Genomic DNA, 13,154 nt, shown 5'->3' on the forward strand with positions numbered 1-13,154 from the left:
TCAGGGCCTTGCCTGAATCGAACAAATATGGAACACCGCTGCGCATGTCTCAATCATTCATTTCCGTACGCGGCGCCCGTGAACACAATCTCAAGGGGATCGATATCGATCTTCCGCGCGATAGCCTGATCGTCATCACCGGCCTGTCCGGCTCAGGCAAATCCAGCCTCGCGTTCGATACGATCTATGCGGAAGGGCAGCGCCGCTACGTTGAAAGCCTCTCGGCCTATGCGCGCCAGTTCCTCGAAATGATGCAGAAGCCCGATGTCGAACATATCGACGGCCTCAGCCCCGCAATCAGCATCGAACAGAAAACCACCAGCCGCAACCCGCGCTCCACTGTGGCCACGGTGACGGAAATCTATGATTACATGCGCCTGCTGTGGGCGCGCATCGGGGTGCCGTACAGCCCCGCCACCGGCCTGCCCATCGCGGCGCAGACGGTCAGCCAGATGGTCGATCGCGTGATGGTCCTGCCCGAAGGCACCCGCGCCTATCTTCTCGCGCCCGCGGTGCGCGGCCGCAAGGGCGAATACCGCAAGGAACTGCTCGAATGGCAGAAGGCGGGATACACCCGCGTCCGCATCAATGGCGAAATGATGGCCATCGAAGACGCCCCCGCGCTCGACAAGAAGCTCAAGCACGACATCGAAGTGGTGGTTGACCGTATTGCGGTAAAGGAAGGCATCCAGACGCGGCTGGCCGACAGCTTCGAACAGGCGCTGAAACTCGCCGATGGGCTGGCGTACATCGATCTGGCGGACACGACGGTCGAGGCGCTATCAAAAGCCCCCGCCTCCTCAGAGGAGGGGGGTGGTGGCGGTGCCACTGCGCTCGTCAGCACCACCCCCAGCCCCTCCTCTGAAGAGGAGGGGGGCAAGAAGAAATCCGGCATGAAGAAAACCGGCCTGCCGCCCAACCGCATCGTTTTCAGCGAAAAGTTCGCCTGCCCCGTCAGCGGCTTCACCATTGATGCGCTCGAACCGCGGCTGTTCTCGTTCAACGCCCCACAGGGCGCGTGTCCCGCGTGCGACGGCCTTGGCGAAAAGTTGCTGTTCGATCCGCAACTCGTCGTCCCCAACGAAAACCTCAGCTTGAAGCAGGGCGCGGTCGTGCCGTGGGCGAAAAGCAACCCTCCGTCGCCCTATTACATGCAGGTCCTTGCCAGCCTTGCGGGGCACTATGGCTTCAAGCTGGAAACGCCGTGGTCCGAATTGCCCGGCGAAGTGCAGCTGATCATCCTCTATGGCACCGGCGGCAAGGCCGTGCCGCTGACCTTCATCGATGGCAAGAAGTCCTACACCGTCAGCAAGGCGTTCGAAGGCGTGATCGGCAATCTCAACCGCCGCCTTCTGCAAACCGAAAGCGCGTGGATGCGGGAGGAGCTCAGCAAGTTCCAGACCGCGCAACCTTGTGAAACCTGCCACGGCAAACGGCTCAAACCCGAAGCATTGAGCGTCAAGGTTGCGGGCACCGATATCTCCACGGTCACGCATTTCTCGGTCGCGGCTGCGGTGGAATGGTACGGCAATCTCGACGCGCAGCTCACCTCCCAGCAGAGCCAGATCGCCAAGGCCATCCTCAAGGAAATCAACGAACGCCTCGGCTTCCTCAACAACGTCGGCCTCGATTACCTCAACCTTGATCGCACCTCCGGCACACTGTCCGGCGGGGAAAGCCAGCGCATCCGCCTCGCCAGCCAGATCGGCAGCGGCCTGTCGGGTGTGCTCTACGTGCTCGACGAACCCTCCATCGGTCTCCACCAGCGCGACAATGACCGCCTGCTCATCACGCTGAAACGCCTGCGCGATCTCGGCAATACCGTGATCGTGGTGGAGCATGACGAGGACGCCATCCGCACCGCCGATCATGTGGTCGATCTTGGCCCCGGCGCGGGCGTCCATGGCGGCGAAATCGTCGCGCAGGGCAAGTTGCAGGACATTCTCGACAATCCCGAAAGCCTGACGGGCCAATACCTGACCGGCGCGCGCCGGATCGAAGTTCCCGAAAAGCGCCGCAAGGGCAATGGCTTGTTCATCAGCGTCGAAGGCGCGCGCGCCAACAACCTGCAGAACGTCAGCGCCAAGATCCCGCTCGGCACGTTCACCTGTGTCACCGGCGTCTCCGGCTCTGGCAAGTCCAGCTTTACCATCGATACGCTTCATGCAGGGGCCGCGCGCCAGTTGAACGGCGCGCGGGTGATCGCGGGCGCACACGATGCGATCAAGGGCCTCGAACACTGCGACAAGGTGATCGAGATCGACCAGTCCCCGATTGGCCGTACCCCGCGCTCGAACCCCGCCACCTACACCGGCAGCTTTACCCTGATCCGTGACTGGTTCGCCGGCCTGCCGGAAAGCGCCGCGCGGGGCTACAAACCCGGCCGCTTCAGCTTCAACGTCAAGGGCGGGCGCTGCGAAAAGTGTCAGGGCGATGGCCTGATCAAGATCGAAATGCACTTCCTGCCAGATGTCTACGTCACGTGTGAGGAGTGCGAGGGCCGCCGTTACAACCGCGAAACGCTGGAAGTGAAGTTCAAGGGCCATTCCATCGCCGATATCCTCGACATGACGATCGAGGACGCCGAAGAATTCTTCAAGGCCGTGCCCCCGATCCGCGACCGGATGCACATGTTGAATGAAGTCGGCCTCGGTTATGTGAAGGTCGGTCAGCAGGCCACCACGCTATCGGGCGGCGAAGCGCAGCGCGTAAAACTCGCCAAGGAACTTGCGCGCCGCTCCACCGGCCAAACGCTGTATATTCTTGATGAACCCACCACCGGTCTGCATTTCGAAGACGTCCGCAAGTTGCTGGAAGTGCTTCACCGCCTGGTCGAGCAGGGCAACAGCGTCGTGGTGATCGAACACAACCTTGATGTCATCAAGACGGCGGACTGGATCATCGACCTTGGTCCCGAAGGCGGTGTGCGCGGAGGCGAAATCGTGGCCGAAGGCACTCCCGAAGTCGTGGCGGAAAACCCGCGCAGCTTTACCGGCAGCTATCTGGGACCATTGCTGCGGCGGGCAGGCGCACACTTTACATCGCGCTGACAAAATCATACGATTTCGTTCAATTTACTTGGGGGGTCAGGCGAGAATGGGACGGGGCGGGCAACCGGCAGAACACGCGGGCGCGCCGATGGCCGCAGTGCAGCCGGAAGCCGCCGATCTTGCGGCATGGCTGGCGGTTGCCGCAGGGGCGCTCGGCGCCTTCATGGCCACGCTCGATATTTCGATCGTCAATGCCTCGCTGCCAACCATCCAGGGCGAGATCGGTGCTTCCCCCAGCGAAGGCACATGGATCGGCACGTCCTATCTCGTCGCTGAAATCGTCGTCACGCCCATCACCGCCTGGCTGTCGCGGATGCTGGGCCTGCGTCGGTTCATGCTGATTGCAACCGTGCTGTTTACCGCCTTTTCGGTCATGTGCGGCCTGTCGGGCGATCTCACCACGATGATCGTCGGTCGCACCGGGCAAGGCCTTGCCGGCGGCACGCTCGTCCCCACCGCACTCACGATCATCGCAACCCGGCTTCCGGCGCGGCAGCAGCCGGTGGGCATCGCCATCTTCGGCGGCACCATGTTGCTGGGGCCGCTCACCGGGCCGCTGCTGGGCGGCTGGATTACCGAGGCGATCAGCTGGCGCTATGCGTTCTTCATCAACGTACCGGTCGGCATCGGCCTGGTCAGCCTGCTGATCTTCAGCCTTCCCAAAGTCGCACCTGACTGGAGCGATTTGCGCAATGCCGATTGGCTGGGCCTGTTCGGCATGACGCTGGGGCTGGGCTGCCTCACCGTGATGCTGGAAGAAGGCCACCGTGAACAATGGTTCGAATCCGGCTTCATCATCCGGCTGGCTTTGTTGTCTGGCGCGGGCTTCATCGCTGTGGCCTGGACCCAGTTCCACAACCCCAGGCCGATCATCCGGCTGGCGCTCCTGCGCGTCCCGGCCTTTTCGGCCTGCGTTGCGATGATGCTGATGTTCGGCGCGCTGTTGTTCGGCCTGTCATATGTGGTGCCGCAATTCCTTGCAGCCATTCCGGGGTACAATGCGTTTCAGGCAGGGCAGGTGGTGTTCATGCCGGGCCTCAGTTCCGTCATGATGATGCTGGCGTTCCCGTTTATCGTCAAACTGCTCGATCCGCGAACAGCGGTGGTGCTGGGCTGCCTTATTGCCGGTATCAGCGCCTATCTGTTGACGGGGATGACCGCGCAATCGGTGGGCAGTGCATTCATCCTGCCGCAGGTGCTGTTCGGTGGCGGCGCTGCGGTCGCCACGCTTACGCTCCAGCAATCGTCCATCATCGCCGTCCCGCTGAAATACGCGGATGAGGCATCGGCGATCTTCATGGCGGCGCGCAACCTTGGCGGTTCGATCGGCCTTGCGATGATCGCCAGCTTTCAGGAACAGCGCATCGATGTGCACCGCTGGCAGATTCACGCCTCGATCAGCGCCAACGATATCGCCGTCCAGCAGGCGATGACCGATAATGCGGCCATGCTCGGCGGCGGGCCGGAAGGCATGGCGGGCGCTTACCGTATGCTCGATGGACAAGTGCGGCTGGATTCGCTGGTCATGTCGTTCAACGACATATTCCTGATGCTGGCGCTGGGCGCGGTGATCATCGCGCCGCTCGCCCTGCTTCTGCGCGGCGACCGCTCCGGCTCGGCAGCTGTCATGCACTGACGGTCCGGCAAGCGAAAGTATGGAGAGGCCGTCTCACGCCCCATCCTGCCTGTGCCTGGCCACACCCGACGGCAATCCGGCTATAACAGATTTCCCTGTCGCGATGTGTCCTCGCGCTTCGCCGCTTTCATCACGCTGGCATCCACCCACGGAATATCGGGCCGCTTGCCCTTGAACAGTTCGGCCAGCGTCAGAATCTGCAAGCGCGGATGCGAACGCCCGGTATATTCGTTCTGCCACTGGCCGACCGATGCGGCCTCGCGCTCCATCGGCTTGGTGGGCAATCCGGCGCAGATGAACACCCCGAACGGAGCCTTCTCGCGCTCCATCGCGGAATGCAGGTCGCGGATCATCTTCACGTCCACGTTCTTCCCGCCCTTGACCGATACGAGCGCCTTTTCGGTGCGCTTGCCATCGGGCTTGAAATAGATCAGCCCGTCGATCCCGCCGTCCGCGCCCTTTTTCCTGCCGCCAAACGGCAGCGCATCGACCAGCGAGACCGCCCACCACTGGAACTGGTACTTGTCGCGCTCCGCCAGATCGAGCGCTGCGCCAAGATCCTGCGGGCGTCCTTCGACGGTGAACGCGGCGCCGGGAAAGGCATCCTTCATCCGCTTTTCGATCAGCGAAATAGCAAGGTGCGTCACGTCGATCCCCAGCCACTGCCGCCCCAGCTTCTGTGCCGCATGAACCGCCGTCCCGCAGCCGCAGAACGGATCGAGCACCACATCGCCTTCGTTGGAAGAGGCTGCGAGAATTCGCTCTAACAAAGCCAACGGCTTTTGTGTGGGATAGCCTAAACGCTCTTTGGCTTGTGACTCAAGCGCCGGAATATCAGCCCAAAGATTATTAACGACCGTGACACTTTCATCGCCCGGTCTTATTTTTCGACGGGGACTGCCAGTAGACGTCCAATAGATGTCACCGCGTCTGTCGAGTTCAACGAGCTTATCCCTCGTCATTCTCCAACCTGCTAAACCTGGAGTAAAGCCATTATACTCATAAACGAGATTTGGTCTTGCCCCCATACCCTCAGACCTAAGCAATGGGCCGCTGCTATATCTCCCATTATTGTCAATTAGAGGATAGCGTTTTACGATTTCATCCTCGCTTAGCGGAATTCCCGCTCTTGATGAGTCGAAAAAGTATTTGTCGGATTTTGTGTAGAACAAAATTGAATCTGTCGAATTACCAAAGCGTCTGGAATCGTGCTGCGATCCCTTCGGGCGACTATAACGCAACCAAGTAATTTCGTTGCGGAAATTAATTGGCCCAAAAACCCCATCCAGCAGCAGCTTCAGGTAATGGCCCGCGGTCGGATCGCAGTGCAGATAGAGCGAGCCGGTCGGCTTCAGCACGCGGTGCAGTTCCAGCAGGCGCACCGCCATCATGGCAAGATAGGCCATCATGTCGTTATCGCCCAGAAAGCCGCGCATCGCCCGCAGCAGCTCGAACGCCGCCGTATTGCCGCTGCGCATCACTTCATCGAAAGCGCTCTCGGCGCTGTCATTCCAGTGCCACGTATCCTCGAACGCTTCGATCTGCGCGTCCGAATTGTGGCCTTCGGGCGATTTGAACAGGATGTTGTAATTGGCGTTCGAATTGAACGGCGGATCAAGATAGATCAGATCGACGCTCTCATCCTTCACATGTTCGCGCAGGACATGAAGATTGTCGCCGTAATAAAGCGTGTTGGTCATGGCCTATGCTTGTGCCGACGCAACGCGGTAACCGCAAGACCCGCACGACACTTCTCCTCCACCCCCCTTGAAGGATGCCGAAGCTTGCGAGGTGGCGCAGGCTGGATCGGGGTGAAGTTGCGCCTTTGCGCGAACACCTCGCCATGCCTTCCAAAATTTGGTGATGGCTCTGCTTCGCCGATGCCCAGACAAAGCCTCATCCCGGATCAGGTCCGGGACGACGCAGAAGGGGTCGGGTGGGCGTTGGTGGTGATACATTCTGTGCTGCCGGAGGATCGGACTATCGACCGGATCGCCTCTTTAAGAACGGGCGGACTACCCCGTTCCGGCAGTGGGATTATCATATCATGGGGTTGGGTGGGCCACCAGCCCCAACCCCTCCTCTGACGAGGAGGGGACTTTGGATCAGCGGCCCTGCTGCGCCAGCAGGCGCAGGCGCAGCGCGTTCAGCTTGATGAAGCCCGCAGCATCCTTCTGGTCGTAGGCGCCCGCGTCATCCTCGAACGTCACATGGCGTTCGGAATAGAGGCTGTCGGGGGACTGGCGGCCGACCACCCACGCGTTGCCCTTGTACAGCTTCAGCCGCACGGTGCCGTTGACGCGGGCCTGGCTGTGGTCGATCGCGGCTTGCAGCATCTCGCGTTCGGGCGCGAACCAGAAGCCGTTGTAGATCAGCTCGGCATATTTGGGCATCAGTTCGTCCTTGAGGTGCGCGGCACCCCGGTCGAGCGTGATGCTTTCAATGCCGCGATGCGCGCGGGCATAGATTTCGCCACCGGGCGTTTCGTACATGCCGCGACTCTTCATGCCGACGAAGCGGTTCTCGACCAGGTCCAGACGGCCGATGCCATGCTTGCGGCCAAGATCGTTGAGCGCGGCCAGCAGCGTGGCGGGGGACATCGCCTGACCATTGAGGCCAACGCCATCGCCGCGCTGGAAATCGATGGTGATATATTCGGGCACGTCGGGCGCGTCTTCAGGATTGACGGTGCGCGAATAGACGTAGTCGGGCACTTCGGCCCAGGGGTCTTCCAGAACCTTGCCTTCGGACGAGGTGTGCAGCAGGTTGGCATCGGTGCTGAACGGGCTTTCGCCACGCTTGTCCTTGGGCACCGGAATCTGGTGCTTTTCGGCCCAGGCGATCAGGGCGGTGCGGCTGGTCAAGTCCCATTCGCGCCACGGTGCGATCACCTTGATGCCCGGCTCCAGCGCATAGGCCGACAGTTCGAAGCGGACCTGATCGTTGCCCTTGCCTGTGGCGCCATGCGCCACCGCATCGGCGCCGGTTTCGCGCGCGATCTCGATCAGGCGCTTGGAAATGAGCGGGCGGGCGATGGAGGTGCCCAGCAGGTAATCGCCTTCATAGCGGGCGTTGGCGCGCATCATCGGGAACACGAAGTCGCGCACGAATTCCTCGCGCAGATCGTCGATATAGATGTTGTGATCGGGTACGCCCATCAGCTTGGCCTTGGCGCGTGCCGGCTCCAGTTCCTCGCCCTGACCGAGATCGGCGGTGAAGGTCACCACCTCGCAATTGTACGTGACCTGCAACCACTTGAGAATGACGGAGGTGTCGAGGCCGCCGGAATAAGCGAGAACGACCTTCTTGATATCGGACATGCGAGATGACTCCCGAAGAATAGCGCGCCGCGCGCCTAACAGGCGGGGTGCCAGATCGCAACCTCTTGGCGTTGGTTACTCCGCTGCCACCCGGTCAAGATGCCATGCAGGTGCCTGATCGCGCGCGGAAAGGCGCGAGGCTTCGAGCTGGATGTAGTCGCGGGTCATCGGCAGGGCGCTGCGGCGTTTCACGCTCTGGATATGGAAGTTCACCATGCCGCCGTGGCGGAAGCTCTGTTCGGCCCCGGCAAGATAGAACTGCCACATCCGAAACAGGCGTTCGTCATAAAGCGCCACGATTTCATCGCGATGCATCGTGGCGCGGCGATACCATTCGGCAAGGGTATAGGCATAGTGATAGCGCAGGACTTCGATGTCGCCCACTTCCCAGCCGGTTGTTTCAAGCGCGCTCACCAGTTCGCTCATCGCCGGGATATAGCCGCCGGGGAAGATATACTTGCGCGTCCACTTGTCGGTGGTGCCGGGCCGCCCGGCGCGACCGATGGTATGGGTGAGCATGATTCCATCGGGATCAAGCAGGTCATTCGTCTTGGCAAAGTATTCGGCGAAGTGCGGCGCGCCGACATGCTCGATCATGCCGACGCTGGTGATGCGGTCGAACGTGCCGGTGACGTCGCGATAATCGATCAGCTGGAAGCGGACCTTGTCGGCCACCCCTGCCGCCTCGGCGCGTTCCTGGGCGAACTTTACCTGATCGGGTGCGAGCGAGACGCCAAGGACTTCACAGCCGAAGTGGCGGTGGAGGTAGAGCGCCAGCCCGCCCCAGCCACAGCCGATATCGAGCACCCGAACACCCGCCGATTCTCCTGGTTCAAGGCACAGCTTGGCGGCGATCAGCGCTTTCTTGTCGATCTGTGCGCGTTCCAGCGTGTTTGCCGGATCACGGTAATAAGCCATCGTATATTGCCGGTCCTCGTCGAGAAACAGCTCATAGAATTGTCGCGTGAGATCATAATGATGAACGACATTCTTCGAGGCCTTTGCGCGCTGGTTGAACTGGTCGGCGCGAGCGACAAGGCCGCTTGCCATCCTTCGCAGCCAGCCCTTGCGGTCAATGCCGCCGACGCTTCTGGCATTGGACATGACCAGAAGAATGAAATCGCGAATGTCATGTGGCGGGTCGACCACGAGTCGGCCATCCATGTAAGCCTCGCCTGCGCCCACACGGGGGTCGCGCGCGATGTGCATGGCCGCGCCCTTGTCTGTCAGGCGGATGGCGAGCGTCGGTGCATCGCCCTTGCCATAGGTATATTCCCGCCCGTCGTGATCGATCACGATGAGCGTGCCTGTATGGATAAGACGCTTCAGGAGTTGGTCGAGCAGCCACATGGCAACAGGATATTCAGCTTCCGCATGGTCGCAAGGGGGAAAGCGACGGAGTGAGGCTGACCATCGCGATGAAACCCGCCGATGTCCGCATCCTATGTCTATCGCCCGATCGCGGCACGACTGGAGGGGATGGATTGTGACGGCGCTGTCGGGCTGTCGATCGCCGGGGCCGCGCGTTCGTCGATGGCAGGCCCATCCGCCGCGGCGAGATCGCTATTGAAGGCAAGGTCGTAGAGGAATTGAATGTAGCAACTGACCAGTGCGAACGCCGGGACATCGGCATTGCTGGTGTAGATTTTTGCAGATCTTCCGGCATCGTCGGCATCGAAGGAAAATGAATACCAGCCCGTTTTGCCGTCGAAGGAATAGGCATCTCTGGGTACGATGAGAAGAAGGTCCGACGCTTTTCGGGAATCCGGCAGGGTAGAACTGTCACGCAAGGGATTCCGAAAATCGGTTCCGGAAAGCTGCGCCAGCAATTCCAGCATTGTGCAGATCGGCTCGTAGAGTTCCTTGACCGTTTCCTCTGCCTCGGCAGAGGTCACCTCCTCGCAAAACCGCATCAGGTAAAAGGCATATCTGCGTAGTGCGAGATATTGATGTTCGGTTGCGGTGCTCATCGAGTTCCAGCTTTGATATTTCAATGGCATCAACACCCGACACGGTGGTTGCATTCCCCGCAGTCGGCCTTGATGCGTTGGCGACAAAGGTTGCACTACCTCAAATAACTAAAGTTATGCAATAGCATTCCCTTAGTTGGAGAAATTCAGTGGGTCAAAGCAAGGCTGGAAATGTCTTTGCGCCGAGAAGGACAGGCGGACCCACCGTGAATCCGCCCGTTTTCAGTATTTTACCAGAAGATTCTTGGATTCGCGGTTAGCGGCAACGAGCGCCACTCCGCTCTATCTCACGGCCCAGCAGAGCGCCGCCTACTGCGCCGAGGATGGTGCCTGTTGCCCTTTCTCCACGGGTATCGATCGCCCGGCCCAGCAATGCTCCACCTGCTGCGCCGATTATGAGACCAGTCGTGCCGTTGTTCCGCTTGCAATAATAGCGTCCGTCATTTCCCCGCCAAACGCGATCATTGCTGCTGATCCGGCGCGGTTCGATATAGCGACCGCGGCTGTCATAGATTGAATTGCGCTCCTTGGCGCGGTGCCCGTGCGCCGGTGCCCAGCGCGGTGGATCGGCAAAGGCGGGGGCCGACGGGATGACGACTGCTGCCAGCGCTGCGGCGAGGATTGTCTTTTTCATGAGCTTTCCCTTGAAACTGATTGACCGCATTTTCCGGTCGCGATCTGACAACGGCAAACATCGTGATCTGATCCACAACCCCGGATGAACGAAGCAATTTCGATCTTTCGTCGGGGATGAGGTGTTCCTTGGCTGCGGCAGAATGCGCGATTGCTGCCGCTGCATTTTGTTTTCCTACAAGAACCGATATGGTTATCTGATGTCGTCGATTGTTCCTTGAATGAATGGAGGCATCGATGCCCAATCCTGAAATCAGTTTTCCCGCCCGGTTTACACCCGTCAATGCGGTCGCCTTTGCCAATCCGGACGGTTCCACCGAACGGCTTTGGGGGTGGAACCTTTCAGGTGACGAGCGCCGGTTCGGGGTGCACCATCACATACGAACAACCGAACGATGGTTTGGCCTGGGTGAGTTTGCCAGTGGTTCAGGCATCCAGCGCGACAGCTTCGGCCGTCACCACTTCAACAGCAACCGGGATGTTTGCGTTTACCAGCAATGCAGCACAAGTGCGGGCGCGGGTTTCCACCTACGGCAGCGGCACGGTGGCTGTCATGCTTGTGCTGAAACGCCGCCCGCTTAATACCAGTGGCACGTCCCTGGCCGGAGGAAGTGCCACGATCGGGAGCGTTACCGTTTCCGGCACGGTCAACACGGGTCTGGGCTTCACTGACAGTACTACCGCGCTGGCCGCTTCGGCGACATTTACCGGCAGCGGCAGGGCCAATGGTTCAAATCATCATGCGCATTTCATTGCCACGGCATATGCCGATGTGGCGGGCACCCTGTTCATCGACCAGTCGCTGGACAGCGGCGGGACCTATCATCCGATTGCCTCGGCTGCGGTCACCCCAGGAGGTGCGCAGCAACTCGTCGTGAGCATTACCGGCAATTACACGTCAGCGACCCAGTACCGTGTCCGCTACCTCAATGGCGCAGCGGCGCAGGCCGTCTTCCGCCTGTCCAGCGCGTTTTCTGCGCGCTGATCTGCCGGATCAATAGTTCCATTGCACTTGCGCGCGGACCAGATCGCCCTTGGCGCGGCCGGTCCGCCGCTCGTCAGCTTCGGTGCGGCTGACGTTGGCATAGCTGAGCGTGAGTTCCAGTTCCTTCATCGGCAGCCATTCCATGCCCAGTTCGTATTCGTCGGTTTCAAGCCGGGGCGCATTGGTCGCCGCCTTCCAGCCGCCGCGATAGTGCTGCCAACGGGCGAAAGGAATGAACTGCCCCAGCGGCGAGGGGGGCACGCGGTACATCGCCATCACATAGCCACCGCTGGCATCCTTGGCGATGATGGAACTGGTTGCACGGTCCCATTCGGGCGTTTTTGCCCAAGTCCATTCAGCCTGTATGCCGAACGGGCGCGGATAGAGCATCGCGTGGATGCCAACATGGTTGTCGTCGTAATCGATGGCCGATACGCCGCCTGCGCGCACTTCCGGGCGAAACTTGTTGAGCATGCCCGATGCGCCGATTTCGACAATCTGTCCGTCGAAAATTCCGCCAAGGCCATCGAGGCGGAACGGCATCGTTGCCATGGCCACGGTCATCAGCTTGCCGTTCTTTTCCGCGCGGCTGATCGACTGGCCATTGTAGATGCCGACGCCAAGCGCGCCGTAATTGCCGAACAACTTCTGGCCTTCGTGCGAAAGTTCATCCCAGATCGCCTGGATCTTTGGTGGCGTGTAATAGGCCACGACGCCGAGATCGCGCTCGCCCGGCACTGCGGCATTGATCGCGTCCGTGCGATCAAGCGGCACCCGGTTCGATGAGGACTGGAGGTTTTCCCATCCGAACGGCACCTTGGACTGGCCAAGGCGCACCTTCAGCGACTTTGCCTTGTCGAGATAGACATCGGCATAGGCATCGCGCATCTGGAAGAAGTTCTGCCGCGCCTCTCCGCCGGTCTGGTTGCTGACGGCAGCCGCAAGATCGCCCTGCATGTACAGCGAGACGCGGTTCGAGATATCGCCCTGGACGACAAGACGCGCGCGGCGGATGGAGAAATTGCCGTTCTCATTGATGCCGGAATCCTGAACTGACCGCAGCCGCGACACGCCTGCCGGAGCGTTCTTGTCGCCCGAAACAATCTCGTTCATGCGCAATTGCGTATAACCGCGCAGTTGCAGCTTGTCGTACCATGCCTTCTTCTTTTCCGGGGCAGCAGCGGGGGGGGCGGCGGCAAGTTGAACCGGTGCCGTCGCTGGAGTGGCGACGGGCGCCTGCGCCTGCGCCATCGCGGAAGGTGCGGCGGTGACGTTTGCAGCCTGCATGGCGCGGACGATGGCCTTCAGTTCGTCGACCTGCCGCTGCAGATCGGCGATCTTCGCATCGCTGTCCTGTGGCGCAGCCTGTGCGTGTGCCACGCCTGCTGCGCTGATGAACACACTTGCCGCCAGTGCCGCGCGAAATGCCTTGCCCGTCATGTTCCAGGAATCTCCAATCCTTGTGCTGGGCGGCCGCTAAGCCTGTAAAATGACGCTTGTGTGACAGTTAATTGACGCAAAACGATGCGGGGTTAGCGCAGTTCACGCATATAAATGACG

Annotated in this window: 9 protein-coding genes; 3 read left to right on the top strand and 6 right to left on the bottom strand. The window is 60.5% G+C overall.

Annotated features, from left to right (window positions below; translation table 11 throughout):
* Positions 1-44: 44 nt before the first annotated feature.
* Positions 45-3,050: an excinuclease ABC subunit UvrA gene (gene uvrA, locus LUA85_RS06440; protein WP_231467974.1), complete on the top strand. Its 3,006-nt coding sequence runs from the start codon at positions 45-47 to the stop codon at positions 3,048-3,050.
* Between the two features lie 88 nt (positions 3,051-3,138).
* Positions 3,139-4,686 carry a DHA2 family efflux MFS transporter permease subunit gene (locus LUA85_RS06445; protein ID WP_231467976.1) on the top strand — a complete coding sequence of 516 codons (1,548 nt, stop codon included), beginning with the start codon at positions 3,139-3,141 and terminating at the stop codon, positions 4,684-4,686.
* Positions 4,687-4,766: 80 nt separating this feature from the next.
* On the opposite strand, the gene LUA85_RS06450 is transcribed toward LUA85_RS06445, so the two are convergent.
* From LUA85_RS06450 to LUA85_RS06470, 5 genes are all read right to left on the bottom strand, one after another.
* Complete coding sequence (locus LUA85_RS06450; protein ID WP_231467978.1) at positions 4,767-6,386, bottom strand: site-specific DNA-methyltransferase; 1,620 nt, start codon at positions 6,384-6,386, stop codon at positions 4,767-4,769.
* 405 nt (positions 6,387-6,791) lie between these two features.
* On the bottom strand, positions 6,792-8,006 hold the full coding sequence (locus tag LUA85_RS06455; RefSeq protein WP_231467980.1) for an argininosuccinate synthase: 1,215 nt from the start codon (positions 8,004-8,006) through the stop codon (positions 6,792-6,794).
* 75 nt (positions 8,007-8,081) lie between these two features.
* Positions 8,082-9,356, bottom strand: a complete 1,275-nt coding sequence (locus LUA85_RS06460) for a cyclopropane-fatty-acyl-phospholipid synthase family protein (protein ID WP_231467982.1) — start codon at positions 9,354-9,356, stop codon at positions 8,082-8,084.
* Between the two features lie 98 nt (positions 9,357-9,454).
* Positions 9,455-9,976 (bottom strand): hypothetical protein, encoded by a 522-nt coding sequence (locus LUA85_RS06465; RefSeq protein WP_231467984.1) that lies wholly within the window; start codon positions 9,974-9,976, stop codon positions 9,455-9,457.
* A 256-nt stretch (positions 9,977-10,232) separates the two neighbouring features.
* Positions 10,233-10,610 (bottom strand): glycine zipper 2TM domain-containing protein, encoded by a 378-nt coding sequence (locus LUA85_RS06470; protein ID WP_231467986.1) that lies wholly within the window; start codon positions 10,608-10,610, stop codon positions 10,233-10,235.
* A 408-nt stretch (positions 10,611-11,018) separates the two neighbouring features.
* On the opposite strand from LUA85_RS06470, the gene LUA85_RS06475 reads away from it, so the two are divergent.
* Positions 11,019-11,594, top strand: a complete 576-nt coding sequence (locus LUA85_RS06475) for a hypothetical protein (RefSeq protein WP_231467988.1) — start codon at positions 11,019-11,021, stop codon at positions 11,592-11,594.
* A 9-nt stretch (positions 11,595-11,603) separates the two neighbouring features.
* On the opposite strand, the gene LUA85_RS06480 is transcribed toward LUA85_RS06475, so the two are convergent.
* The gene (locus tag LUA85_RS06480) at positions 11,604-13,034 is read right to left on the bottom strand and encodes a porin (RefSeq protein WP_231467990.1); all 1,431 of its coding nucleotides are present in this window, start codon (positions 13,032-13,034) and stop codon (positions 11,604-11,606) included.
* Positions 13,035-13,154: the final 120 nt, after the last annotated feature.

Source organism: Novosphingobium sp. CECT 9465 (genome assembly GCF_920987055.1).
Lineage (GTDB): Bacteria > Pseudomonadota > Alphaproteobacteria > Sphingomonadales > Sphingomonadaceae > Novosphingobium.